At 70.8% G+C, this 25,989-nt stretch carries 21 protein-coding genes and 2 tRNA genes; 8 read left to right on the forward strand and 15 right to left on the reverse strand.

All coding sequences use genetic code 11. From position 1 onward, the window contains the following. Positions 1-4: 4 nt before the first annotated feature. The 10 genes from mreB to LVO85_RS00745 form a co-directional block, all read right to left on the reverse strand. On the reverse strand, positions 5-1,039 hold the full coding sequence (mreB, locus tag LVO85_RS00695) for a rod shape-determining protein (RefSeq protein ID WP_232745490.1): 1,035 nt from the start codon (positions 1,037-1,039) through the stop codon (positions 5-7). Next, on the reverse strand, positions 1,036-1,953 hold the full coding sequence (locus LVO85_RS16595) for a sucrase ferredoxin (protein WP_269812792.1): 918 nt from the start codon (positions 1,951-1,953) through the stop codon (positions 1,036-1,038). Before LVO85_RS16595 ends, mreB begins: the two co-directional genes overlap by 4 nt. A 6-nt stretch (positions 1,954-1,959) precedes the next feature. Further along, complete coding sequence (locus LVO85_RS00710; RefSeq protein ID WP_232745491.1) at positions 1,960-3,216, reverse strand: cupin domain-containing protein; 1,257 nt, start codon at positions 3,214-3,216, stop codon at positions 1,960-1,962. After that, entirely contained in the window at positions 3,213-3,620 is a 408-nt protein-coding gene (locus tag LVO85_RS00715; RefSeq protein ID WP_232745492.1) for a hypothetical protein, read from the reverse strand. Before LVO85_RS00715 ends, LVO85_RS00710 begins: the two co-directional genes overlap by 4 nt. 307 nt (positions 3,621-3,927) lie before the next feature. Continuing rightward, the gene (gene ndk, locus LVO85_RS00720) at positions 3,928-4,365 is read right to left on the reverse strand and encodes a nucleoside-diphosphate kinase (protein ID WP_232745493.1); all 438 of its coding nucleotides are present in this window, start codon (positions 4,363-4,365) and stop codon (positions 3,928-3,930) included. 10 nt (positions 4,366-4,375) lie between these two features. Next, positions 4,376-5,200 (reverse strand): undecaprenyl-diphosphate phosphatase, encoded by an 825-nt coding sequence (locus LVO85_RS00725; RefSeq protein WP_232745494.1) that lies wholly within the window; start codon positions 5,198-5,200, stop codon positions 4,376-4,378. Positions 5,201-5,205: 5 nt separating this feature from the next. Continuing rightward, complete coding sequence (locus LVO85_RS00730) at positions 5,206-5,664, reverse strand: DUF4233 domain-containing protein (RefSeq protein WP_232745495.1); 459 nt, start codon at positions 5,662-5,664, stop codon at positions 5,206-5,208. Then, positions 5,661-7,022, reverse strand: coding sequence for a bifunctional folylpolyglutamate synthase/dihydrofolate synthase (locus LVO85_RS00735; RefSeq protein ID WP_232745496.1), 1,362 nt, complete (start codon positions 7,020-7,022; stop codon positions 5,661-5,663). The genes LVO85_RS00730 and LVO85_RS00735 overlap by 4 nt, the downstream gene beginning before the upstream one ends. Continuing rightward, positions 7,019-10,288: an isoleucine--tRNA ligase gene (gene ileS / locus LVO85_RS00740; RefSeq protein WP_232745497.1), complete on the reverse strand. Its 3,270-nt coding sequence runs from the start codon at positions 10,286-10,288 to the stop codon at positions 7,019-7,021. Before ileS ends, LVO85_RS00735 begins: the two co-directional genes overlap by 4 nt. Positions 10,289-10,656: 368 nt before the next feature. Next, on the reverse strand, positions 10,657-12,234 hold the full coding sequence (locus LVO85_RS00745) for an alanine/glycine:cation symporter family protein (protein ID WP_232745498.1): 1,578 nt from the start codon (positions 12,232-12,234) through the stop codon (positions 10,657-10,659). 173 nt (positions 12,235-12,407) lie between these two features. On the opposite strand from LVO85_RS00745, the gene valS reads away from it, so the two are divergent. The 6 genes from valS (at position 12,408) to LVO85_RS00775 (ending at position 19,300) form a co-directional block, all read left to right on the forward strand. Continuing rightward, complete coding sequence (gene valS / locus LVO85_RS00750) at positions 12,408-15,110, forward strand: valine--tRNA ligase (protein WP_232745499.1); 2,703 nt, start codon at positions 12,408-12,410, stop codon at positions 15,108-15,110. Between the two features lie 4 nt (positions 15,111-15,114). Then, positions 15,115-15,876 (forward strand): DUF4129 domain-containing protein, encoded by a 762-nt coding sequence (locus tag LVO85_RS00755; RefSeq protein ID WP_232745500.1) that lies wholly within the window; start codon positions 15,115-15,117, stop codon positions 15,874-15,876. Between the two features lie 8 nt (positions 15,877-15,884). Further along, a complete protein-coding gene (locus LVO85_RS00760) occupies positions 15,885-16,382 on the forward strand; it encodes a hypothetical protein (RefSeq protein ID WP_232745501.1) in 498 nt (165 codons plus the stop codon). A gap of 88 nt (positions 16,383-16,470) precedes the next feature. After that, positions 16,471-17,463 (forward strand): AAA family ATPase, encoded by a 993-nt coding sequence (locus LVO85_RS00765; protein ID WP_232745502.1) that lies wholly within the window; start codon positions 16,471-16,473, stop codon positions 17,461-17,463. Continuing rightward, a complete protein-coding gene (locus LVO85_RS00770; RefSeq protein ID WP_232745503.1) occupies positions 17,460-18,755 on the forward strand; it encodes a DUF58 domain-containing protein in 1,296 nt (431 codons plus the stop codon). Before LVO85_RS00765 ends, LVO85_RS00770 begins: the two co-directional genes overlap by 4 nt. Then, positions 18,752-19,300 carry a hypothetical protein gene (locus LVO85_RS00775; RefSeq protein ID WP_232745504.1) on the forward strand — a complete coding sequence of 183 codons (549 nt, stop codon included), beginning with the start codon at positions 18,752-18,754 and terminating at the stop codon, positions 19,298-19,300. Before LVO85_RS00770 ends, LVO85_RS00775 begins: the two co-directional genes overlap by 4 nt. Before the next feature lie 84 nt (positions 19,301-19,384). On the opposite strand, the gene clpX is transcribed toward LVO85_RS00775, so the two are convergent. The 5 genes from clpX to LVO85_RS00800 all read right to left on the reverse strand — a co-directional run bounded on the left by clpX (position 19,385) and on the right by LVO85_RS00800 (position 23,951). After that, positions 19,385-20,665, reverse strand: coding sequence for an ATP-dependent Clp protease ATP-binding subunit ClpX (gene clpX / locus LVO85_RS00780; RefSeq protein ID WP_332875386.1), 1,281 nt, complete (start codon positions 20,663-20,665; stop codon positions 19,385-19,387). A gap of 239 nt (positions 20,666-20,904) precedes the next feature. Beyond that, entirely contained in the window at positions 20,905-21,570 is a 666-nt protein-coding gene (locus LVO85_RS00785; protein ID WP_232745506.1) for an ATP-dependent Clp protease proteolytic subunit, read from the reverse strand. Positions 21,571-21,597: 27 nt separating this feature from the next. Then, positions 21,598-22,203 (reverse strand): ATP-dependent Clp protease proteolytic subunit, encoded by a 606-nt coding sequence (locus tag LVO85_RS00790; protein ID WP_232745507.1) that lies wholly within the window; start codon positions 22,201-22,203, stop codon positions 21,598-21,600. A gap of 174 nt (positions 22,204-22,377) precedes the next feature. Next, positions 22,378-23,799, reverse strand: a complete 1,422-nt coding sequence (gene tig, locus LVO85_RS00795; RefSeq protein WP_232745508.1) for a trigger factor — start codon at positions 23,797-23,799, stop codon at positions 22,378-22,380. Between the two features lie 78 nt (positions 23,800-23,877). Continuing rightward, positions 23,878-23,951: transfer RNA gene (locus LVO85_RS00800), tRNA-Pro, on the reverse strand. A gap of 91 nt (positions 23,952-24,042) precedes the next feature. Here LVO85_RS00800 and LVO85_RS00805 point away from each other — a divergent pair. Together LVO85_RS00805 and LVO85_RS00810 are read left to right on the forward strand one after the other, a co-directional pair. Then, a tRNA-Gly gene (locus LVO85_RS00805) sits at positions 24,043-24,113 on the forward strand. A gap of 231 nt (positions 24,114-24,344) precedes the next feature. Further along, entirely contained in the window at positions 24,345-25,952 is a 1,608-nt protein-coding gene (locus tag LVO85_RS00810) for a BCCT family transporter (RefSeq protein WP_232745509.1), read from the forward strand. The last annotated feature ends 37 nt before the right edge of the window (positions 25,953-25,989 follow it).

Here is a 25,989-nt window from a genome sequence, read left to right on the forward strand (position 1 = left end):
CCCGTCACCACCGCTGCGGGGTGACGAGCAGCCGGTCGAGCGCGCCCACATCCTCGACACACGCGCCGGCCCCGCGGATGACTGCACGCTGGGGATCCTCCGCGACGCGCACCGGCAGACCGAGCTCGCGGTGCAGGCGCTGGTCCATGGCGCGCAGCAGTGCTCCCCCGCCGGTCAGGACGGCGCCGCGGTCGACGAGGTCGCCCGCCAGCTCCGGCGGACACAGGTCCAGCACCTCGACGACCACCTCGACGATGCGCGCCAGGACCGGCTCGACCATCTCGCGCACCTCGGTCGAGTCGAGCGTGACCGTGCGCGGCAGCCCGGTGCTGAGGTCCCGCCCACGCACACGGGTACGCAGCACCTCCGGCAGGGGTGCCGCAGCTCCCACGGTGAGCTTGATGTGCTCTGCGCTGCGCTCCCCGAGCAGCAGGTCGTGACGGGCCTTGACCCCGGCGACGACCGCCTCGTCGACCGCGTTGCCGCCCACGCGCAGGCTGCGCGCGTTGACGACCCCACCGAGGCTGATCACGGCGACGTCCGTCGTGCCGCCCCCGATGTCGACGACCAGGCAGGCCGAGGCCTGGTGCACCGGCAGGTCTGCGCCGATGGCAGCGGCCATCGCCTCCTCCAGGACGAAGACCCGGCGCGCACCGCACCGGATCGCGGCGTCCTCCAGGGCCCGCCGCTCCACGGGCGTGACACCGCTCGGCACACACACGACCATCTGCGGCCGCAGCAGCCGCGAGGGGCTGACCCGGGAGACGAAGTGGCGCAGCATCTGCTCCGTCAGGTCCGCGTCGGTGATGACCCCGTCGGAGAGCGGACGGCGGGTGAGCACCGCCGCCGGGGTGCGCCCCACCATCTCGTATGCCGGGGTGCCGGCTGCCAGGAGCCGTCCCGTCGCCGCGTCGAGCGCCACGACGGTGGGCTCGTCCAGGACGATCCCACGGCCGCGCTGGTGGACGAGCGTCGTGGCCGTGCCGAGGTCGACCGCGAGGTCACGGCCGAGCAGCCTCGTGCTCCGTCGTGTGCTCACCCCGCGATGGTACGCACGGGCCCTGCCACGGGCACCGTGGCTCGGCCGGGAGCCACCGCACTACAGGTGAGCCGGTGTGGCTCGGTCACCCGGTCGGTGACGGAGACCTCGAGGCGCTGGTCACCCACGGCCAGCACGACCCGGTGCGACATACCGTCGGTCCGGGAGCCCACGGGCTGGACGGCCCCCCATGGCAGCGGCCCACGCTGCTCGTGCGCCGCGACCACCGCCGCCTGGACGGCCGGGGCGTGACCGGTCACGCCGCGCAGGTGCGCCGTGAGCGGTGCCCCCTGGTGGTGGGCGGTGACGGCCTCGACCGCGGAGTCCGGGTCGAGCCCGCCGTACATGACGCCGTCGGGCAGCACGACGAGGTTGGCGGCGAAACGGTCACCACCGGTGTGCGAGCACTCCCACGTCGCCTCCGGCCAGGCCCGGGCCAGGTCGGCTGCCACCGGGCGTCCACGCACCGCACAGCAGACATCCTTGCGCCCGTGGGTGCACACGAGCAGGAGCTCGGGAGCGCGGCCCGCCGGACGCAGCGGTGCACGCGCGGGGCCGTGTGCGGCCAGACCTCGCAGCAGGTCCGCGGCGGCATGCAGGTCGGTGTCGTAGGACCAGCTGCCCCAGGTGACCGGTTCCGGGGCGCCGGCGTCGACGACGCACCACGCCCGCTCCAGGCACACCGGCGAGCTGCGTCGGCCGGGGCGACGGATGAGCATGATGCGGGCGCCGCTCATCCCGGCGGCCGCGGCCAGGTCGTCCTTGACAGCGACATCCAGCCGCATCCCCTCGAACGCCTGGGGGGCCCAGCCGCCGTCCTGCTCCAGCAGCAGCCAGCGACGAGCCGGCGGCGCCGTGCCCACGAGCGGGTCACCGCGCAGGCGCGCGTCGTCGGAGCAGCGGAAGTCGGTCATGGTCGCTCAGGCTACGTCGTCGGCCACCACGATCCCGTGCCGGACGAGCAGCCGGACGGTCTCCACCGCCTGGTGCTCGTCCTCGTCCAGGTCACCGACGCGTGACGGCCCGCGAGCCTCGAGTGCCTCGAGCACGGCGCACACCCTGGACGGCATACGGACCCGGCCGGCACGTGACCGGACCACCACCTCGTCCCCGTCCCCGGGGATCGTCTCCAGCATCAGGTGGTCGCGCAGCCGCACCAGGGTGGCCGCGCCGACGGCCTGCACCGCCTCCAGCTGGGCCAGCGGCGCGACCGGCTCGGGCCGCTGCGCGGCGCGGGCACGCCCGGTCAGCCAGGCGGCGACCGCCTCGTCCGGCACGTCGCCGACCGCTCGCAGCAGGGCCTGCCGGGCCAGGGCCACGTCCTCGGCCAGCGACCCGTGGGGCTGCACCGGCAGGGAGGCCCGCACCCCCGCGTCCTCACGCAGCCGGGCTCGGGCCTGGTCGATGAGACCTTCCGCGAGGTGGTGCCGGGTCCAGCCGTGGACGCCGATCGTCAGGTGGATGCTGACCCCGCCGAGCGCCTGCGCGGAGTGGATGAAGCCACGCGGCAGGTAGAGGCAGTCGCCGGGCTGGAAGGTCTCCTGCAGGTGCGCAGGCAGCGCCGCGGCGGCCTCGACCTCGGCCCGCCGGTCTGCCCAGGGCTGGTCACGCAGGGGGGCGTCAAGCACCGGCTCGCGGACGGCCCAGCGCTTGGCACCGTGGATCTGCAGCACGAACACGTCGTGGACGTCGTAGTGGTCACTGAAGCCTTGGCTCTGCGGCGGCGTGACGTAGGCGTTGACCTGCACGGGATGCCCGAGGTCGGCGGCCAGCTGCTGGCTCAGGTCCACGACGGGCCCCCAGGTGCGGTGCAGGGCCTGCAGCACGATCGTGGCGCCGTCGGCGAAGAGCGCCATGACCTTGTCGTCGCTGACCTGGTCGCCGATCCCAGCTCCGACACCGCCCCCGGTCGTGTAGGAGGACTCCGGCAGTGTCGTGCCGTTGCGCGCCATCCGGATGAACGGGGTGCGCAGCCCACGACGAGAGAGCAGCTCGTCGACCGCATCCGTGGAGAACAGGTCGGCGAAGTCGTCACCGCCACGCTGCGCCGCCCTTGTCAGGAGGGCACGCCTCCCCCAGGACTGCGCGGCGAAGCCGGCAGCGTCGTCGCCGAGCAGCCGGGTGAGGGCCGGGGAGCCGGCCCCCACCCGCTGGTCAGCCGTATGCGGTGCGCTCACTCAGTGAGCCCGGTGCGCGCCGCCGTCGGCAGCGCCGTCAGCACCACCATCGGCACCACCATCGGCACCACCGTCAGCGCCGCCGCCATGGGCACCACCGTCGGCCGGACCGTGCCCCGCAGCGCCGTCAGCACCACCATCGGCACCACCATCAGCGCCACCGTCGGCACCACCATCGGCACCACCGTCAGCGCCGCCGCCATGGGCACCACCGTCGGCCGGACCGTGCTCCGCAGCGCCGTCAGCACCACCATCGGCACCACCGTCGGCGCCACCATCGGCACCACCGTCAGCGCCGCCGCCATGGGCACCACCGTCGGCCGGACCGTGCCCCGCAGCGCCGTCAGCACCACCGTCGGCACCACCGTCGGCACCACCGTCAGCGCCGCCGTCGGCACCACCACCCTGGGCACCACCGTCGGCCGGACCGTGCTCGGCCATGGCCGCTCTCACGTTCGTGGCGTCGATGATGTCTTCCTCGTTGTAGGGCTTCTCGCGGCTGACGTCGCCCTCGTTGGTGAGCTCCTCGGTGCTGACGTCGTCCTCGTTGGTCGGCGTGGGCTGCGCGTCGTAGGTGTCGTCGTGGTTCCTGGGATCGGTCATGGGAGCCTCCCTGAGTCGTGACGTGCCGGACGTCGGCGTCCCGGCATCACCTGACTGTCTACACGACCTGCGGCGACGTGCAACCGCAGGGTCCCGTTCCCGCCGAGGTCAGAGGCTCGGGAACCAGATGGCGATCTCGCGGGCCGCCGACTCCGGCGAGTCCGAGCCGTGCACGATGTTCTGCTGCACCTTCAGGCCCCAGTCGCGCCCGAGGTCGCCGCGGATCGTCCCCGGAGCGGCCGCGGTCGGGTCCGTGGCCCCCGCGAGGGAGCGGAACCCGGCGATGCACCCCTGTCCCTCGACGACGGCGGCCGCCACCGGCCCGGAGGACATGAACTCGACGAGGGGCCCGTAGAAGGGCTTGCCCTCGTGCTCGGCGTAGTGTCGGGCGAGCTGCTCGGGGGTCGCCTGCACGAGGGCGAGCGCGGCCAGGGTGTAGCCCTTGGCCTCGATGCGGCGCAGGACCTCCCCGGTGAGGCCCCGGCGGACGCCGTCCGGCTTGACCAGGACGAGGGAGCGTTCGGGCTGCTGGGTCTGATCGGTCACGGGCTGCAGCCTAGCGAGCCTCGAGCGCACCGGTGCCCAGCAGCGCGAAGAGCAGCAGCGCCAGGACGATGCGGTAGATGACGAAGGGCGTGAAGGTGTGGGTGGAGATGTAGCGCATGAACCAGGCGATGACGGCCAGCGCGACCGCGAAGGCGATGCCCGTCGCCACGAAGATGGGCCCGTAGGCGGGCGTCGCGGGGTCGTCCGAGATCTTGGCGAGCTGGTAGAAGCCGGAGCCGAGGACCGCGGGGATGGCCAGCAGGAAAGAGTACCGTGCGGCGGCCTCACGCTTGTAGCCCATGAACAGGCCGGCGGCGATCGTGCCGCCGCTGCGGGAGACCCCGGGGACGAGGGCGAGCGACTGGGCCAGCCCGAAGTAGATGCCGTGCTTCCAGGTGAGGGACTCCAGTGGCCGCTCGTTGCGGGCGAAGCGGTCTGCGGCGTAGATGACCAGCGCGAAGACGAGCAGCATCGAGGCCGTGAGCCACAGGTTGCGCAGGTCGGTCTCGATCCAGTCCTGCAGCGTGTAGCCGAGGACGGCGATCGGGATGGAGCCGACGATGACCAGCCAGCCTATCCGCACGTCGGGGTCGCTCTGCGGCACCTTGCCGACGAGCGCGCGCGACCACTGGGCGATGATCCGCACGATGTCGCGCCAGAAGAAGACCAGCACGGCCGCCTCGGTGCCGAGCTGGCTGATGGCGGTGAAGGCCGCACCGGGGTCCTCTCCCCCGATCAGCTGGCCGACGATGGACAGGTGTGCACTGCTGGAGATGGGCAGGAACTCGGTGAGCCCCTGCACCAGGCCCAGCACGATCGCGGTCAGGTAGTCCACCGGCGTCAGTCGTCCTTCGTCGTGTCGTCGGTCTGCGGTGCGGCTGCGTCCGGCGCAGCACCTTCCTCCTGCTCGGCCAGGAAACGGGCCGTGAGCTCGTCCATCTTCTGACCCTGGGACAGGCACAGCCACCACAACGCACCGAAGACCACGGCGACGATCGCCATGGCGGGCAGCACCACGGCCGTGGCCAGGGTCAGCCCCTGGCACAGCCAGCCCAGCCAGATGCCGGCACGCCGCCGCAGCAGCCCCGAGGTCAGCACGCACAGCAGCGCCAGCGCGATGCCGCCGTAGAGGTAGGTCGTGGCGAGGCCCTCGGGGTCGCCCTCGGTCACCTCGAACTGCCGCGCGACCAGTGCGCCGAAGAAGACAGTCATGCCCTGTCCCACGAGCGTGGTCGCGGCCAGCCGACGGGTCATCTTGCCGGGGGTCCCTGAACCCCCGGTCAGCGCGGCCAGGCTCATGTGCCGGTCACGCCGAGGAGCATGCGCACCTCCGCCGCCGTCACGACGGAGCCCGTGGCAAGCACGGCCCCGGTCATGCCACCGTCGTCGGCCAGGCCGGCAGCGGTGTCCAGCGCGTCGGGCAGGTCAGGGACGACGCTGACCCGGTCCTCACCGAAGTAGGCCACGGCGATCTCCGCCAGCCGGTCAGGGCGGATGGCGCGGGGCGAGCTGGTGCGGGTGACCACGACGTGGTCGAGCACCTGCTCGAGCAGCCCGACCATCGTCTCGGCGTCCTTCTCCTGCATCACCGCCAGCACCCCGACCAGCCGGCCGAACGTGAACGACTCTCGGACAGCCTCGACGAGGGCGGTGACCCCGGCGGGGTTGTGCGCTGCGTCGACGATGACGGTGGGGCTGCGTCGCACGATCTCCAGCCGGCCCGGCGAGGACATGTCCTCGAAGGCCGTCCGGACCACCTCGTCGGTCAGCGGCTGCTCACCGCCGCCGACGAAGGCCTCGACGGCGGCCACCGCGAGGGCTGCGTTGTGCGCCTGGTGGGCACCGAACAGCCGCAGGAAGAGCTCGCGGTAGTCACCGGACAGCCCGCGCAGGGTGAGGAGCTGGCCACCGACGGCCACCTCCCGCTCGAGGACACCGAAGGAGATCCCCTCGGCCTGGACGGTGGCCCCGACCTCGTCGGCGCGGTCCAGCAGGATCTGCATGACCTCGGGCTCCTGCACCCCCACGACCGCGATCGCGCCCTCCTTGATGATCCCGGCCTTCTCCGTGGCGATCGCCTCCAGGGAGTCGCCGAGGAGCCGGGTGTGGTCGATCGCGACCGGGGTCACGACGGCCACGTCGCCGTCGGCGACGTTCGTCGCGTCCCAGACCCCGCCCAGACCGACCTCGACCACGGCCACGTCGACCGGCGCGTCGGCGAAGGCGGCGTAGGCCACAGCGACCAGCACCTCGAAGTACGTCATCCGCGGGCCGTCCTCGGCCTGCGAGCGCTCGTCGACCATGTGCACGAACGGCAGCACCTCGTCGTAGGCGTCGAGGAACCGCTGCTCGTCCACCGGTTCGCCGCCGATGACGATGCGCTCCCGCACGTCGTGCAGGTGCGGGCTGGTGAACCGGCCGGTGTTCAGACCCATCTCACGCAGCAGCCGCTCGACCATGCGGGTCGTCGACGTCTTGCCGTTCGTGCCGGTGAGGTGGACGACCCGGAAGCTGTGCTGCGGGTCCCCCATGAGGTCCATCACCTGGCGCACCCGCTCCAGGGTGGGCTCGACGACGTTCTCCGGCGAGCGCTGCAGGATCTCCTCGGTGACCAGCGCCATCCGCAGACGCAGGTCGTCAGGGGTAGGGGTGCTCATGATGCCACCGCACTGACCAGCAGCTGGACGGTGCGGCCGCCGTCGAGCTCCGCCTCGCTCGCATGGGCCGTCCCACGGGCCGGCGGCAGCGGCGTCCCGGCCCCGGCGGCCCCGAACTGCACGGTGAGGGTCTCGCCCATGATGAGCCCCTGATGCTCGGTGGCCGCCTGCCAGACGTCGTCGTCCCCGACCACGGTCAGGCTGATCCGGTCGGTGACCTGCAGCCCCGCGTCCCTCCGGGCCTGCTGCACAGCGCGGATGAGGTCACGCGCCAGTCCCTCACGGGCGAGGTCGTCGGTGACCTCGGTGGACAGCACCACGAAGCCGCCACCGGGCAGCATCGCCGTGGCCTGCGTGCCGGCCGACCCACCGCCGACGACGGTCTCGAGGGTGAACTCGCCCTCGACCAGCGGCAGACCGCCCGCGGTCACGGTGCCGTCCTCGGCCACCGACCAGTCACCGGACTTGCTGCCCCGGATGACGGTCTGCACGTCCCGACCCAGGCGGGGCCCGGCGGCACGCGCGTTGACGGTGAGCCGCTGCTCCACCCCGAAGTCGGAGGCGGCCGCGTCGTCGAGGTCGAGCACCTTCACCTCGCGGACGTTGACCTCGTCCCGCACGATGCCGGCCAGCGGGGCCAGGCCCGCGGCCTGCCCGGTCACGACGGTGAGCGACTGCAGCGGCAGGCGCACCCGCAGGCGCTCGGCCTTGCGCAGCGCCTGCGTGGTGGAGCAGACCGCGCGCACGGTGTCCATGGCCTCGACCAGCGCATGGTCCTCCGGCAGGTCCTGTGCCACGGGCCAGTCGGTGAGGTGCACCGACTCGCCGCCGGTGAGCCCACGCCATACCTGTTCGGTGGTGAGCGGCAGCAGCGGCGCGCTGATGCGGCACAGCACCTCCAGCACCGTGTAGAGGGTGTCGAAGGCGTGCTGGGCGCCGTCCTCACCCGCACTCGTCGTGCCCCAGAAGCGCGGCCGGGAGCGGCGGATGTACCAGTTGGTCAGCACGTCGACGAAGCCGCGCACCGAGTCGCAGGCACCGGCCACGTCGTAGGCGTCCATCCGGGTCTCGACGTCGAGCACCACCTCGCGCGTCTTGGCCAGCAGGTAGCGGTCCAGCACGTCCGGGGAGTCGGTGCGCCAGGAGGCCTCCCGGCTCTCGGCGTTGGCGTAGAGCCCGAAGAAGTACCACGCGTTCCACAGCGGGATGAGCACCTGGCGCACGCCCTCGCGGATGCCCTGCTCGGTGACGACCAGGTTGCCGCCGCGCAGGATCGGGGAGGACATGAGGAACCAGCGCATCGCGTCGGCGCCGTCACGGTCGAACACCTCGCGCACGTCCGGGTAGTTCTGCAGCGACTTGGACATCTTCTGCCCGTCGTTGCCGAGGACGATGCCGTGCACGAGGCAGGTGGAGAAGGCCGGTCGGTCGAACAGCGCCGTCGCCAGCACATGGAGGGTGTAGAACCATCCCCGGGTCTGCCCGATGTACTCCACGATGAAGTCGGCCGGGAAGTGGTGCTCGAACCACTCCGCGTTCTCGAACGGGTAGTGCACCTGGGCGAAGCTCATCGACCCGGAGTCGAACCACACGTCGAGGACGTCCTCGACCCGGCGCATGGTCGACCGGCCCGTGGGGTCGTCGGGGTTGGGCCGGGTGAGCTCGTCCACGAACGGCCGGTGCAGGTCCGGCTCGCCCTGGGCGTTGCGCGGCAGCCGGCCGAAGTCGCGCTCGATCTCGGCGAAGGACCCGTAGACGTCGATGCGCGGGTAGGCCGGGTCGTCCGAGCGCCACACCGGGATCGGGCTGCCCCAGAAGCGGTTGCGGGAGATCGACCAGTCACGGGCGTTGCCGAGCCACTTGCCGAACTGGCCGTCCTTGACGTGCTCGGGCACCCAGGTGATGTCCTGGTTGAGCTCGACCATGCGGTCCTTGACGTCGGTGACGGCGACGAACCAGCTGGAGACGGCCTTGTAGATCAGCGGCTGCCGGCAGCGCCAGCAGTGCGGGTAGGAGTGGTCGTAGGTCTCGCGGCGCAGCAGCACCGTCCCCTCGGTGACCGACCCGGTGTCGCCGGACTCCCACGTCTGGGCCTTGAGGTGCTCGATGATGTGGCTGTTGGCGTCGAAGACGAGCATGCCGGCGTACTCGGTGACCGGTGCGGTGAACGCGCCGTCGGGGCCGACCGGCATGACCGGCTCGATGCCCTCGCGGTCGGTGACCAGCTTGTCCTCCTCACCGAACGCGCCCGCGCTGTGCACCAGGCCGGTGCCGTCGGTGGTGGTGACGAAGTCGGCCTCGACGACCCGGTGCGCCCGCGCGTGGCCGGCGTAGTAGGAGAAGGGCGGCGTGTAGGAGCGTCCGACGAGGTCGGCGCCCGTGAGGTGCTGGACGACCTCGGGCTCCTCCCCCAGCTCGCGGGCGTAGGCCGACAGGCGGGCCTCGGCGATCACGTACCGCTCGCTGCGGCCGGTGACGTCGGACTCCACGACGACGTAGTCGATCCCGGGGTCGACCATGACGGCCAGGTTGGCGGGCAGCGTCCACGGGGTCGTGGTCCAGACCAGGGCCAGCTCACCGGTCTCCAGGCGCAGCCCGACGGTGACCGCAGGGTCCTGGCGGACCTGGTAGACATCGTCGTCCATGCGCAGCTCGTGGTTGGACAGCGGCGTCTGGTCGTTCCAGCAGTAGGGCAGCACGCGGAAGCCCTCGTAGACCAGCCCCTTGTCGTGCAGCGTCTTGAACGCCCAGATGACCGACTCCATGTAGTCGGGGTTGAGCGTCTTGTAGTCGTGGTCGAAGTCGACCCAGCGGGCCTGGCGCGTCACGTAGTCGCGCCAGTCGTCGGTGTACTTGAGCACCGACTCCCGGCACTTGGCGTTGAAGGCCTCGATGCCGAGCTCGACGATCTCGTCCTTGGTCTTGATGCCCAGCTGGCTCATCGCCTCCAGCTCGGCGGGCAGCCCGTGGGTGTCCCAGCCGAAGCGGCGCTCCACCCGCTCGCCGCGCATGGTGCGGTAGCGCGGGACGAGGTCCTTGACGTAGCCGGTGAGCAGGTGCCCGTAGTGCGGCAGGCCGTTGGCGAACGGAGGACCGTCGTAGAAGACGTACTCCCCCGAGCCGTCGGTGCCGGCATCACGCTGCTCGACGCTTCTGACGAAGGTGCCGTGGTCGGCCCAGTGCGCGAGCACGCTCTGCTCGATCTCGGGGAAGCGCGGTGAGGGGGTCATGCCCTGGCCGGCGGTGTCGACCTTGGGGTAGGTCATCGAAGCTCTCCTGGTGCGCTGCGGTGGTGTGCTGCGTGCCACGAGGACGACACGTCGGGCGCGCCGCGGTACCACCTCGCTTGCCGTCCGCCACACCGGTGTCCCGGCGGTGACGTGCGACCGCTTCGTTCGCGGGCTGTGACGGGCCCACCCGTCCGGTTCTACTGGGAGCGCACGGCATCCCTGTGAGGCATGTCGTGCGCGCTGTTCTTCCGGAAGGCTCGCCGCTGATGACGGCTCAGACGCCAGGTGCCACAGCATACCTGCCCGTCCACCCCGTCCAGGCGCCCCGTGGGCAGGCAGAAGGGCCGGGAGCACGTGGCTCCCGGCCCTTCCAGCACCCCGTCCCGCTGGACGGAGAATGTGGGTCAGATCTGGTCGGCGGGGATGTCCTTCTCCTCGTCGCTCAGACCGAGCTGGGCCAGACGGCCGCTGTTGCGGTCGGCGATGTACTCGTTCATCTCCCGCTTGATGGTCGGGAGCAGGAAGTACACCCCGAGCAGGTTCACGAAGCCGCAGACGAACAGGAACGCGTCGGCGAACGAGAGCACCTCACCGAAGGTCAGCACGGAGCCGATGACGGTGAAGCTGAGGAAGACCGCCTTGTAGATGAGGTTGGAGGTCGTCGACTCACCGAACAGGTAGTTCCACGCCTTGTTGCCGTAGTAGGACCAGGTGATGAGGGTCGAGATCGCGAACAGCGCGACCGCCACGGCCAGCACGTAGGGGAACCAGCCGATGACGCTCTCGAACGCGTCGGAGGTGACGGCCACGCCGCCGCCGTAGTTGTAGGTGGAGTCCTCCGCCAGTGCCTCGCGGGTCTCGTTCCAGAACGCCGTGTCCGCGATGACGATGGTGAGAGCGGTCATGGTGCAGATGACGACGGTGTCGATGAAGGGCTCGAACAGAGCCACGAAGCCCTCCGACACCGGGCGGCGGGTCTTGACCGCGGAGTGCGCGATCGGGGCGGAGCCCAGACCGGCCTCGTTGGAGAAGGCGGCGCGCTGCAGGCCGACGATCAGCACACCGATGAAGCCACCGGTGAGAGCGTCGGGGGCGAAGGCGCTGGAGACGATGGTGCCGATGGCGGAAGGCACCTGCGTGATGTTGCCCAGGATGACGATGAGGCAGGCCAGCACGTAGACGCCACCCATGAAGGGCACCAGGGTCGAGGTCACCCGGCCGATGGACTTGATGCCACCGATGATGACCAGGCCGATGATCGCGGCAAGCACGAGACCGAAGACGAAGGCGGCGCCCGGGTTGGCGAGGAAGCTGTCGTCCTGGCCGCCGGTCACCTCGATCGCCTGGGACAGCGTCTGGTTGGCCTGGAACATGTTGCCGCCGCCGACGCCGAAGAAGAGGATGGCGACCGCGAACAGGCCGGTGAGACCGACCGCGAGGAACTTCGGGAACTTGCTGAAGGCGACCGGGAGGTACTTGAACGGGCCGCCGGAGACGGTGCCGTCCTCGTAGACCGTGCGGTACTTCACGCCGAGGGTGCACTCGGCGAACTTCGTGGCCATGCCGAGCAGGCCGGCCAGGATCATCCAGAAGGTCGCGCCGGCACCACCGAGGGTGACCGCCGCACCGACACCGGCGATGTTGCCCAGGCCGACGGTGCCCGAGACCGCCGAGGTCAGCGCCTGGAAGTGCGGGATCTCGCCGGGGTCGTCAGGGGAGGAGTACTTGCCGCGGATGACCTCGGTGGCGATCTTGAGGCCGCGGAACTGGATGAAGCCCAGGTAGATGGTGATGACGATGGCCGCGATGAGCAGCCAGGCCACGATCCAGGGCATGGGGAACCACTCGGGCGACCAGAAGATGATCGTGTTGGCCCAGTAGTTGACATCGGTGAAGGCCGAGTTGACGGCCTCCTCGATACGGGCGAGCGTGCTTTCCTCGCCGACGACGCCGTCTTGCAACGGGAGAATCACGGGGTGCATGAACATGTCGCTACCGAACCGTGGCGTGGGCCACACGGCAAGCACCCCACCACATACGTGACCAAACCGTGACCTCCGGTCGGGAACCATACTATACCCCCACCCGTATATGTCGTCGTGTCCGCAGCCCGACCTGCACCGACCCACCCGGACGGTCTGGGAGAATGCCGCGCATGACCCACGACGTGCCCTCCGGACCTCGCCTGCGCCCGATCACCCTGCCCGACCGTCCGACCGTGGACGGCCTGGAGCAGACCTGGTCGGGCGTATGGGCCGAGCAGGGCACCTACGGATTCGACCGCGCGGCGGCCCTCGCGGCACCCCGCGAGCGGCTCTTCGTGATCGACACGCCGCCGCCCACGGCCAGCGGGTCACTCCACGTCGGCCACGTCTTCTCCTACACGCACACCGACTGCCTGGCCCGCTACCAGCGGATGACGGGGCGCACCGTCTTCTACCCCATGGGCTGGGACGACAACGGCCTGCCCACCGAGCGCCGGGTGCAGAACTACTACGGCGTGCGCGGGGACGCCACGCTGCCCTACGACCCGCACTTCGAGCCGCCCCTGCGTGGCAGCGACGACCCCGCCGCCAAGGCCGCCCGCGTCCAGGACCAGCAGCCGGTCTCCCGCGCCAACTTCATCGAGCTGTGCAACGAGCTCACGGTCGTGGACGAGGAGAAGTTCGAGCAGCTCTGGCGCAAGCTCGGGCTGTCCGTCGACTGGTCGCTCACCTACCGCACGATCGACGACCGCTCACGGGCGGTCTCGCAGCAGGCCTTCCTGCGCAACCTCGCCCGCGGCGAGGCCTACCAGCAGCAGGCCCCGGGCCTGTGGGACGTGACCTTCCAGACCGCGGTCGCCCAGGCCGAGCTGGAGGCGCGCGACTACCCGGGCGCCTACCACCGGGTGGCCTACCACCGCCCCGACGGCAGCCCCGTGCACGTCGAGACCACGCGTCCCGAGCTCATCCCGTCCTGCGTGGCCCTCGTCGCCCACCCCGACGACGAGCGGTACGCAGACCTGTTCGGCACCACGGTCACCTCCCCGCTCTTCGGTGTGGAGGTGCCCGTGGTCGCGCACCCGCTGGCCGAGATGGACAAGGGTGCGGGCATCGCGATGTGCTGCACCTTCGGTGACCTCACCGACGTGACCTGGTGGCGCGAGCTCGACCTGCCCAACCGCTCGGTCATCACCCGCTCCGGGCGTCTGCAGGCGGAGGTGCCGGAGTGGGTGGCCGGCGGCCCGGGCGAGCAGCTGTATGCCGAGGGGCTGGCGGGGCGGACCGTCTTCGGTGCCCGCGAGGCCGTCGTGGCCGCGCTCCGGGAGTCCGGCGACCTCGACGGCGAGCCGGTGAGGACCCAGCGCAAGGCCAACTTCTACGAGAAGGGCGACAAGCCGCTGGAGATCGTCTCGACCCGCCAGTGGTACATCCGCAACGGCGGCAAGGACACCGAGCTGCGGGACGCGCTCATCGCCCGAGGCGAGGAGATGGACTTCCACCCCTCCTTCATGCGCACCCGCTACAACAACTGGGTCGGCGGTCTCAACGGTGACTGGCTGATCAGCCGGCAGCGCTTCTTCGGTGTGCCGATCCCGGTCTGGTACCCGGTCGACGCCCACGGCGACGTCGACTTCGACCACCCCCTCACCCCGTCCGAGGACGAGCTGCCGGTGGACCCGAGCAGCCAGGCGCCACGCGGCTACACCGAGGCCCAGCGCGGACAGCCCGGGGGCTTCACCGGCGACCCGGACGTCATGGACACCTGGGCCACCTCCTCGCTCTCCCCGCAGATCGCCTCCGGGTGGCCGGTGGGCGGCCGCCCCGACGGTGAGCTGGGCAACGACCGCGACCTCTTCCGGGCCACCTTCCCGATGGACCTGCGACCCCAGGGCCAGGACATCATCCGCACCTGGCTGTTCGCGACGGTCGTGCGCGCGCACCACGAGCACGGCTCGCTGCCGTGGCAGCACGCCGCCGTCAGCGGGTGGATCCTGGACCCCGACCGCAAGAAGATGTCGAAGTCCAAGGGCAACGCCCAGACGCCGGAGGGGCTCCTGGACGCCCACGGCTCGGACGGCGTCCGGTACTGGGCGGCCTCGGGTCGCCTGGGCACCGACGCAGCGTTCGACGAGGGACAGATGAAGGTCGGCCGTCGTCTGGCGATCAAGGCGCTCAACGCCAGCAGGTTCGCTCTGTCGATGGGGGCCTCCGAGGACGGCACCCTGCCCGCACCGGAACCGCTGCAGACCCTCGTCACCCGGATCTGCGAGCCCCTGGACCGGGCGATGACCGCCGGGCTCGCCCAGGTGGTCGAGACCGCCACGACGGCATATGAGGCCTTCGACCACACCCGCGCGCTGGAGGTCACCGAGACCTCCTTCTGGACCTTCTGCGACGACTACCTCGAGCTGGTCAAGGAGCGCGCCTACGGTTCGGCCGAGGGTCTCGACCCGGCCGCCACCGAGTCCGCCCGGGCTGCGCTGCAGGTGGCGCTCGACGTCTACATGCGCCTGCTGGCCCCGGTGCTCGTGTTCGCCACCGAGGAGGTCTGGTCCTGGTGGCACACCGACTCGGTGCACACCCAGCCCTGGCCGACGGCCGCCGAGCTGGCACCGGCCGTCGAGGACGCGGACGCGCGGATGCTCGACGTCGTCGGCCGGGCGCTGGCGGGGCTGCGCAAGGCGAAGTCCGAGGCTAAGGTCAAAATGCGCACCGAGATCTCCGCGGCCACGGTGCGGGCGCCGGAGGCCGACCTCGCACTCGTGCGCCGTGCTGCCGGTGACCTGTGCGCTGCCGGCAAGGTCTCAGGCGACGTCGGCTACCAGGTCGCCGACGTCCTCGCCGTGCAGGACGTCGCCCTGGTGACAGACTGACGTCATGAGGAGCAGGGGGCAGGTGGCCGTCGCCGTCCTCGCGACCGCGCTGGGCCTGCTCCTGCTGCTCTGGGGCGCGGCCTCGGGCGACCCGCTGGTCGGCCCACCCACCGGGGACACCGCCGAGCTGCCGGTCGCCGAGGAGCCGCCGGTCCTGCCCGAGGAGCCACCGCCGCCGGAGGACCCGGTGCCGGTCGAGGACGGTGAGCCCGAGCCGGTCGAGATGAGCCTGGACTGGCTGGTCGTCCTCGGGCTGGCCGCGGCCCTGCTGCTCGTCGGTCTGCTGGTGCGTGCCCTCCTGCGGCGTCAGGAGGACGAGGTCGAGACCGTGCACCTGGACCCCGAGCTCGACATCCTGGTCGAGGCCACCTCCGCCCCGTCCCGCGCCGCAGCCCTGGTCGAGGGTGAGCCGCGCAACGCCGTCGTCGCCTGCTGGGTCGCGGTCGAGGACGGCGTGGCCCGGGCGGGTCTGGACCGCTCCCCCGCCGAGACCTCCCTGGACCTGGCCCGCCGGGTGCTGGGCACCTGGGAGGTCGACGAGGCCGCCGTCGAGGCGCTGGCGGGGCTCTACCGGGAGGCGCGCTTCTCACGGCATACCGTGACCGAGGCACAGCGCACCCGGGCCGTGGCGGCCCTGGACCGCATCAACGCCGACCTGCGCGACGCGGCGGCCCGGCGGCGTGCCGCAGAGGCCCGCGAGGCCGCCGACCACGCGCAGGCGAGCAGCGCCGGCCCGGGAGCCGACCCGACGGCCGGGCCCCGGTGAAGGCGTCGGTGTGGCGCGACCGCGTCGTGGCGGCAGCCACCATCTTCCTGGTGGCCGGCTCGCTGCTCTGGTACGTCGGGTCGCTGCCTGAGGAGCCGTGGCTCGCAGCGGTGGTCATGCTGCTCGTGACGGTGACCGGCGGGCTGCTCGTCTGGTCGATCGGGGACCACAGCACGGAGGCGGAGGCGGCGTCGTGGCATGTGCCGCTGCGCGAGGAGTCGGCCGTCCCCCTGGCCACCGACGACCGTCTGGTGAGACTGCGTCGGGACCTCAGAGACGCCCTGGAGCGCAGCGACCGCCCCGACGAGATCCACTCCCTGCTCTGTGACCTGACCGTCGAGCGGCTGCGTGCTGCCCACGGCATCGACGCCCGCACCGACCCCGTGGCGGCCCAGGAGGTGCTCCCCCAGGACCTCTGGCGCTACCTGACCACTCCCCCTCGTGGCACGGCGCGCCGCAGCGCCCGGCAGCTGAGCCGGGCGCTGGACCACATCGAGGCGATATGACCGGCGCCCCCGTGCGCCGTGTGGCAGGCTTCGTCCCCGATGCCCGACGCACGCACGGCGGGCGCACCCACGACGCAGGGGGAGACGAGTGAGCACCGAGGCAGCCGAGCCGACACCTGACCTCGCCGAGGTCTCCCGGGTGGCCGGCGCTGTCCTCGACGGGGTCGAGCAGGCCGTCGTCGGCAAGCGGGAGGCCCTGACCTTGGTGCTGAGTGCCGTGCTCGCCGGAGGACACGTCCTGCTGGAGGACTTCCCGGGTCTGGGCAAGACCCTGGCCGCCCGGTCCTTCGCGCAGACCCTCGGTCTGGACTTCACCCGGGCCCAGTTCACGCCCGACCTGCTGCCGGCCGACCTGACCGGCGCGTTCGTGTACGACCAGCGCAACGGCGAGTTCGTCTTCCGGCGCGGGCCGCTGTTCACCGGGCTGCTGCTCGCGGACGAGATCAACCGCACCCCGCCCAAGACCCAGTCGGCACTGCTCGAGGCCATGCAGGAGCACCAGGTGACGGTGGAGGGCCAGACCTTCGCCCTGCCCCGCCCCTTCCACGTGCTGGCGACGGCCAACCCGGTGGAGTACGAGGGCACCTACCCGCTGCCCGAGGCCCAGCTCGACCGGTTCCTCATGCGGGTGTCCTTCGGCTACCCCACGGCCGAGGAGGAGTGGGACGTGCTGCGGCGCCGCATCGCACGACGCACCGAGGACCAGCACCTCCCGGCGCTCACCGACGCCGCAGGGCTCCTCACCCTGCAGCGCGCGGTGGAGACCGTGCCGGTCGAGGACGAGATCAGCCGCTACTGCGTCGAGCTCGCCTCGGCCACCCGGCGGCACCGTTCGGTGCAGGTGGGCTCCTCGCCCCGCGGCTCCCTCGCGCTCATGATCACGGCACGGGCGTATGCCGTGGTGCAGGGGCGTGACTACGTGGCTCCCGAGGACGTCAAGGCCGTGGCGCACGCCGTGCTGGACCACCGCATCTCCATCAAGCCGGAGCTGTGGATGTCCGACACCGGCGGAGCCACCGTCGTGGAGTCCGTGCTGGCCGAGGTCCCGGTGCCCGCGGCGCGAGGTGGCGCCGCCTCGTGAGCGGCGGGCCACGCGACCGCTGGCAGCTCACTGCGGCCCACCTGCGTGCGCTGTCGCTGGCCGCTGTGCTGTCGCTGGCGGCGCTCCTGCTGCAGCGGCTCGACGTGGTGGTGCTGGCGGTTCCCTTCGTGGCCGTGGCGGCCTGGGGAGCGCTGACCCGTCCCACGGGGCTCCCCAGCACGCGCATCGCCTTCTCCCGCCTGCAGGTGCCGGAGGGCCGCAACGGCCACCTCACCGCCACGGTCGGCCCGGTCGAGCACCAGGACAGCGTGGCGATGTCGGTGTCCTCCTCCCCCTACGTGCGGCTGCGACCGGACCACGGCACGAGGGTCCGCCTCGTCGGCCAGGACAGCGAGGTCGACACCGGGGTGGCGGTCGTCGCCGATCGGTGGGGCACCCGGCAGGCCGGGCCGGCGCTCGTGGCGGGTGCCAGCCCCTGGGGCGCCTTCCGGTGGGGCCCGGTGCCGCTGCCTGCACAGCCCTTCACCGCGGTGCCGCAGGCCTCCCGCTTCGACTCCTCCGCCCCGGCGCCGCACCCCCGCGGCATCGTGGGCCTGCACCGCTCGGACCGCCGCGGGGACGGCAGCGAGTTCGCCACGATCAGGCCCTTCCAGTGGGGTGACCGGCTCAAGCGCATCCACTGGCCGCGGTCCCTGCGCACGGGTGAGCTGCACGTGACCACGACACACGCCGACCAGGACACCCACGTGGCCGTCGTCCTCGACGCGCACTACGACCTCGGGCGCTCCGAGGGGCTGAGCGGCCGACCCTCGAGCCTCGACCTGTCGGTGCGCGCAGCGGCCGCGGTGGCCGAGCACTTCCTGCAGCAGGGCGACCGGGTCAGCCTGCGGGTGCTCTCGCGCAGGACACCCACGACCGTGCGGGTCGGCACGGGACGTCGGCACTTCCTGCGCATCCTGCAGGCCCTGGCGACCGTGCAGCCCGGACCCCGGGAGGAGAACGACCCGCGACGGCTGCGCACCGGCATGCGGGCCGGCACGCTCGTCGTCATGGTCTCGGCACTGGCGTCCCAGGACGCCGTCCTGCAGGCCGCCGTGGTGTCGCGCAGCGGCCTGCCCGTGGTCATCGTCGACACGCTCGCCGAGCAGACCCACCCGCGGTTCGACGACGCCGTCGCCGAGCTGGCCTGGCGCATCCGCATGCTCGAGCGTGACCAGGAGATCCGCCGGGTCCAGGGACTGGGCGTGCCGGTGGTGCCGTGGCGCGGCCCGGGCAGCCTGGACGCCGTCCTGCGCCAGCTCACCCGTCGTCCCGCGGGGGGTGCGGCGTGATCGACAACCCGCTACGCGACGTGACCTACGAGCTGCGCACGATGAGCCGGAGCCAGATCCTGGTGCGCCTGTGCGTCGTCGGTCCGGCGGTGCTGACCGCCGTCGTGCTGGCCGTGGTCGCGGACGCCGGCGGGGCGGCCGTGGCGGGGGTCGTGCTGGCCGGACTGCTGGCCGCCGCCCTGCCGCACGGGCCCATGCCCCTGGTGGCGATTCTCTTCGTGGCCGGGTCGTGGACCGCGGCCCTCGATGCCGTGTGGCATCCCGCAGTCCTGGTCGTCGCGCTGAGCCTGCTGGTCATGCACACCGCCTGCGCCCTCGCCGCGACCGTGCCCTCGGCTGCTCCGCTGCCGGGGGGCTACTGGGTGCTCCACGGGCGACGCGTCGGGGTGGTCGCGGCCGCCACCACGGGGCTGTGGGGCCTCGCGTGGGTGATCTCAGGCCTCACGCTGCCCGGTGGCCCGGCGCCACCCCTGCTCGCGCTCACCGCTGTCGCGCTGGGGCTCGCGGCGCACTACGCCCTCGTCACCCGCCGCTGCCCCACCTGACCCCACCCCGCGTTGCTCGGGGTTGTGCACCCCATGACCGCGTTGCCTGCGGTCATGGCCCGGTGCGGACTGCCTGACCACGGGTCAGGCGGACTCCTTGCGCTGGTTGCGCTTGCGGGCGCGGGTCTCGACCTCGCGGCGCACGATCGTCGGGTTGACGTTGTCGAGGACGACCTCGTGCGTGATGACGACCCGGGCGATGTCCTCCTCGCTGGGCACGTCGAACATCACCGGCAGGAGCACCTCCTCCAGGATGGCGCGCAGGCCGCGGGCTCCGGTGCCTCTGAGCAGTGCCTGCTCGGCGACGGCACCGACCGCGTCCTCGGTGAACTCCAGCTCGACACCGTCGATCTCGAACATCCGCTGGTACTGCTTGACGAGCGCGTTGCGCGGCTCGGTCAGGATGTTGACCAGCGCGTCACGGTCGAGCGGGGAGACAGTGGTGATGACAGGGAGCCGTCCGATGAACTCGGGGATGAGCCCGAACTTCATCAGGTCCTCGGGCAGCACGTCCTCGTAGCGCTCCGCCGGGTCCTTGGGCGAGTGCAGCTCGGCACCGAAGCCGAGCCCCTGCTTGCCGGCCCGCGCCTCGATGATCTTCTCCAGCCCGGCGAAGGCACCGCCGACGATGAAGAGCACGTTGCCCGTGTCGATCTGGATGAACTCCTGGTGCGGGTGCTTGCGACCGCCCTGCGGGGGCACCGAGGCGGTCGTGCCCTCGAGGATCTTCAGCAGCGCCTGCTGCACACCCTCGCCGGACACGTCACGGGTGATCGAGGGGTTCTCGCTCTTGCGGGCGATCTTGTCGATCTCGTCGATGTAGATGATGCCGCTCTCGGCGCGCTTGACGTCGAAGTCCGCGGCCTGGATGAGCTTGAGGAGGATGTTCTCCACGTCCTCGCCCACATAGCCGGCCTCGGTCAGGGCCGTCGCGTCGGCGATGGCGAACGGGACGTTGAGCATCCGGGCCAGGGTCTGCGCGAGGTAGGTCTTGCCGCAGCCTGTCGGCCCGATGAGCAGGATGTTGGACTTGGAGATCTCGACGGCGTCCTCGCCCTTGCGTCCCTCACCGGCCTGGATCCGTTTGTAGTGGTTGTAGACCGCCACGGCAAGCGCCCGCTTGGCGGCGTCCTGGCCCACGACGTACTGCTCCAGGAAGGCGTTGATCTCGCGCGGCTTGGGCAGCTGGCCCAGCCCGAGGTCGCTGGACTCGGCCAGCTCCTCCTCGATGATCTCGTTGCACAGGTCGATGCACTCGTCGCAGATGTAGACCCCCGGGCCCGCGATGAGCTTCTTGACCTGCTTCTGGCTCTTCCCGCAGAAGGAGCACTTCAGCAGGTCGCTGCTCTCACCCATGCGTGCCACGTGCCGGTCCCTTCCTCGAAGCCGGGCTCACGGTCGACCCGCCGTGCGCCATGCCCCGACGCTACCCCGCGGCTCGCGCAGAAGACAGTCATATCTGAGGTTCCGGCGTGTGAGTCGCGCTGCTGTCCGCTGTCAGCGCAACGACGCCGGTATGCCGTTCGCACCCACCCACACACCGCGACGCCCCACCCCGTATGCCGTGGGCACAAGGGTGGGGCGTCGCCGGGGTCGGACTGCGGTCAGGGCTCGAGGGAGGCCTTGCGCGAGTCGAGCACCTGGTCGATGAGGCCGTAGTCCTTGGCCTCGGCGGCGGTGAGGATCTTGTCGCGCTCGATGTCCTGCCGGACCTGCTCGACCGAACGGCCGGAGTGCTTGGCCCAGGTCTCCTCGAGCCAGACCCGCATCCGCAGCACCTCGTTGGCCTGGATCTCGATGTCGGAGGCCTGGCCGTACTCACCGCCGGCCAGCGCGGGCTGGTGGATGAGCACGCGGGCGTTGGGCAGCGCGAAGCGCTTGCCCGGGGCTCCCGCAGCGAGCAGGACGGCGGCAGCAGAGGCGGCCTGGCCGATGACGAAGGTCTGCACGTCCGGCCGGATGTACTGCATGGTGTCGTAGATCGCGGTCAGCGCGGTGAACGAACCACCCGGGGAGTTGATGTACATCAGGATGTCCCGGTCGGGGTCCTGGCTCTCCAGCACGATGAGCTGGGCGATGACGTCGTCCGCGGAGGCGTCGTCGACCTGCACGCCGAGGAAGATGATCCGGTCCTCGAAGAGCTTGGTGTAGGGGTCCTGCCGCTTCGTGCCGTAGGAGGTGCGCTCCTCGAACTGCGGCAGGATGTAACGGCTGCTGGGACCCTGGTCGAAGGCCTGGCCACCGGCATACGGGTACTGGGGCTGCGTCATACGTGTCTCCACACTCTCGTCGGTGTCTCAGGCCTTGGCGCCGGCGTCGCCGGAGCGCTCGTACACGTGGTCGACGAAGCCGTACTCCTTGGCCTCGTGCGCGGTGAACCAGCGGTCCCGGTCGGAGTCGCGCTCGATCTGCTCGATGCTCTGGCCGGTGTGCTCGGCGATCAGCTCGGCCATCTGCTTCTTGATGTGCAGCATCTGCTCGGCCTGGATCTTGATGTCGCTGGCCGTGCCGCCGATGCCACCCGAGGGCTGGTGCATCATGACCCGGGCGTGCGGGGTCGCGTAGCGCTTGCCGGGCTCGCCGGCCGACAGCAGGAACTGGCCCATCGACGCGGCCAGGCCCATCGCCACGGTCGCGACGTCGTTGGGCACCCACTGCATGGTGTCGAAGATCGCCATCCCCGCGGTGACCGAGCCGCCCGGTGAGTTGATGTAGAGCCAGATGTCGGCCTCCGGGTCCTCGGCGGCCAGCAGGAGCAGCTGGGCACAGATCGCGTTCGCGTTGTCGTCACGCACGTCGGAGCCGAGGAAGATGATGCGTTCCTTCAGCAGGCGGTTGTAGATCTGGTCGTCCAGCCCGGCGACCGGCCGGTCACCTGCCGAGACGATCTCGGTGTTGCTCATGCGTGCTCCCTTGCTCGTGAAACGTCGGGTGCGCCCCTCGCGGGGCCTCGTCAGTGACACTAACGTCCGCCCCGCCGCGCTCACTCCCCTGATCAGGTCGTGTTCGCCCTGAGCGCACAACCGCCCACCGGCGGGTGCCGGCGGGCGGTGGTGGCGGGTCGGTGCGCCGTGGGCTCAGGCGTCCTTCGCCGTCGCCTCGTCCTCGGCGGCGTCCTGCTCGTCGGAGTCGGCGGCGGCGGAGTCCTCGACGGAGACGTCGGCAGCCGACTCGGCGGCCTCGTCGCTGTCGGTCTGGCCGTCCTCAGCCTTGTCGTCGGCCTCGTCACCGGAGCCGGGGTCGAGCTCGCTGAGGTCGACCGTGTTGCCGTCGCTGTCGGTGACCGTGGCCTGCTCCAGCACGGTGGCCAGCGCCTTCCGCCGACCGACCTCGGTGACCATGGCCGGGACCTGGCCCTGGCTGTCGATCTGCTGGGCGAACTCGTTGGGGTTCATGCCGTACTGCTGAGCGGTCATCATGATGTACTCGATGAGCTCGCCCTGGTCGACCTGCACGTTGTTCTGGGCGACGAGGGCGTCCAGCAGGAACTGGGTCTTCATCGCCTTGCGGGTCGAGGCCTCCACCTCACTGCGGTGCTCGTCGTCCTCGAGGCGGTTCTCCTTCTCGAGGTGCTCGTGCACCTCCTGCTCCACCAGGTTGTCGGGCAGCGGGATCTCGGTCAGCTCCAGCATCTGCTCCAGGACCTTGTCGCGCGCCTGCACGCCCTGCTCGAACTTCGCCCCCTGCTCCGCCTGCCGACGCAGGTCGGCCTGGAGCTCCTCGAGGGTGTCGAACTCGGACGCGAGCTGGGCGAACTCGTCGTCCAGCACCGGCAGCTCCCGCTCCTTGACCGACTGCAGGGTGACGACGACGTCGGCGACCTGCCCGGCGCGGTCACCCCCGGCGAGCGGGCTGGTGAACTCGACGGTGTCCCCGGCCGAGGCGCCGACCAGCGCCTCGTCGAGCCCCTCGAGCATGGTGCCCGAGCCGATCTCGTAGGAGACGCCCGTGACGGAGTCGATCTCCTCACCGTCGATGCTCGCGCTGAGGTCCACGGAGGTGAAGTCGCCGGCCGCGGCTGCGCGGTCGACGGAGACCAGCGTGCCGAAGCGGGCACGCAGGTTGTCCATGCGGGACTCGACGTCGGCCTCGTCCACCGTCACGGGGTCGACCTCGACGGAGATGGTGCTGAAGTCGGGCAGGTCGAAGGCGGGCACGATGTCGACCTCGGCCTCGAACTTGAGGTCCTGGCCGTCGCCCAGCGGGAGCTCGGTGAAGCTGACCTCAGGCTGTCCCAGCGGCGTGAGCTCGTTCTCCTGCATGGCCTGGGAGTAGTACTCCGGCAGGGCGTCGTTGACGGCCTCCTGCACGACGGCGCCACGGCCGAAGCGCTGGTCGATGATGCGCGAAGGGACCTTGCCCTTGCGGAAGCCGGGCACCGTCACCTGCTCACCGATGGTCTTGTAGGCCGCGTCCATCCGCGGCTTGAGGTCGGCGGAGGGGACCTCCACGGTCAGCTTCACCCGGGTCGGGCTGAGGTTCTCGACGGCACTCTTCACTGCAGGGCACTCCAAAGTCGGATCGGGGGGCACGGCTCGGTGGCCGAGGGACGAAGACGGTCAGGGCATGGTATGTCGTCGGGGTAGCCGGATTCGAACCGGCGGCCTTCCGCTCCCAAAGCGGACGCGCTACCAAGCTGCGCCATACCCCGTGCCGGCCCCGACCAGTCGACCGGTGTGGAAGGCAGTGCGGGGCGGGGGCTACACTAACGCCCCGTTGCCGGGGGAACGTCGCGGCAGCACGCGGGTGTAGCTCAATGGTAGAGCCCCAGTCTTCCAAACTGGCTACGCGAGTTCGATTCTCGTCACCCGCTCCGAGCACGGCGCAGCAGCGCCCGACCCACCCGTCGGGCGCTGCTGTCGTCGGAGGAGGGGTCGCCCGAGGGTCCCCTGCGCCGTCCCGGCTACCCGCCGGTCACTGGACATTCGTCGACAATTGGACAAATGTAATGGTCAACGGCCCGGCACCCCGACAGCGTCCCCGAGCAGAGCAAACCCACCCGATGACCTCCGCCGAGCCACTTCTGGTGAAAGGTGCTCGAACGATGGAAGACCTCGCACGCCGCCTCGGTCTGCGGACCAACGCGCACATCTTCTTCTGGTCCGCAGGCCTCATGGTCCTGATCCTCGTCGTGCTGCTGCTGTTCCCCGAGCCCATCGGCGAGGGGTTCGGCAACGGCCGGGAGTGGGTGGTCACCAACCTGGGGTGGTTCTTCATCCTGGGCGTGACGACCTGGCTGATCGCGCTCTTCTGGCTGGCCTTCAGCCGCTACGGCTCCATCCGGCTGGGCAGCGACGACGCCAGACCCGAGTACGGCAACCTGTCCTGGTTCGCCATGCTCTTCGCCGGTGGCATCGGCACGGTGCTGATGTTCTGGGGTGTCGCCGAGCCGATCTCCCACTTCACCACGCCCCCTCGCGACAACGTCGAGCCGTTCAGCGTCCAGGCCTCCCAGGACGCGATGGCCTTCTCGCTCTACCACCTGTCCCTGCACACCTGGGCGATCTTCACGGTGCCCGGCCTGGCGTTCGCCTACTTCATCTACCGCCGTGGGCTGCCGATGCGCGTCAGCTCGGTGTTCTACCCGTTCCTCAAGGAGCGCATCTACGGGCCGATCGGCAAGACGATCGACGTCTTCGCGGTGCTGGGCACCCTCTTCGGCCTGGCGGTCTCGCTCGGTCTGGGCACCTCGCAGATCAACGCCGGGCTGTCCGAGCTGCTCGGCTGGCCCGACGCCGTGTGGCCCAAGGTCGTGATCATCACCGTGCTGACCGCGGTGGCGGTGGCCTCGATCGTCGCCGGTCTGGACAAGGGTGTGCGCCGCCTGTCGAACCTCAACATCGGCATGGCCATCGGGCTCATGTTCTTCGTCCTGTTCGCCGGCGAGACGGTCTTCCTCTTCCGCCAGATCATCGAGAGCGTGGGCATCTACGCCTCCAACGTCATCCCGCTGTCGTTCTGGAACGACGCCATGGCGACCTACACCGACGACGGCGGCTGGGGCTGGCAGGGCGGCTGGACCGTCTTCTACTGGGCCTGGACCGTCACCTGGGCGCCCTTCATGGGGCTGTTCCTCGCGCGCATCTCCAAGGGCCGCACGATCCGTGAGTTCGTGCTGGGGGTCCTCATCGCCCCGTCGGTGTTCACCCTCGTCTGGTTCGCCATCTTCGGCTGGTCGGCCATGCAGCTCGACGGCATCGGTGGCGACGGCGGCGACATCTCCGCTGCGGTCGCCGAGAGCGTGCCGCTGGCGATGTTCGAGTTCTTCACAAACTTCCCGGGCACCACGCTCCTGCAGGGCCTGGCCGTCGTCATCGTGGCGCTCTTCTTCGCCACCTCCTCCGACTCCGCCTCGCTCGTCGTCGACATCCTGTGTGCCGGTGACGCCGAGGCCGGCCCAGTGCGTCAGCGCGTCTTCTGGGGTGTCTCCGAGGGCGCACTGGCTGCCTCGCTCATCGTCCTCGGTGGTGACGCCGGCCTGGCCGCGCTGCAGCAGGTCATCACGGTGATCGGCCTGCCCATCTTCATCATGGTCTTCATCATGCTGTTCGCCCTGATGAAGGCGATCTTCGAGGACGGCGAGGACGCCTTCCTCACCCGCGGCGGCCGTGCCAGGCGCCGCAAACGAGCCCGTGAGGTGCTGGACGTCTAGCACCCCTGGTCCACGGGACCCCCGGAGCACTGCTCTT

This window comes from Ornithinimicrobium sediminis, assembly GCF_021272345.1.
Lineage (GTDB): Bacteria > Actinomycetota > Actinomycetes > Actinomycetales > Dermatophilaceae > Ornithinicoccus > Ornithinicoccus sediminis_B.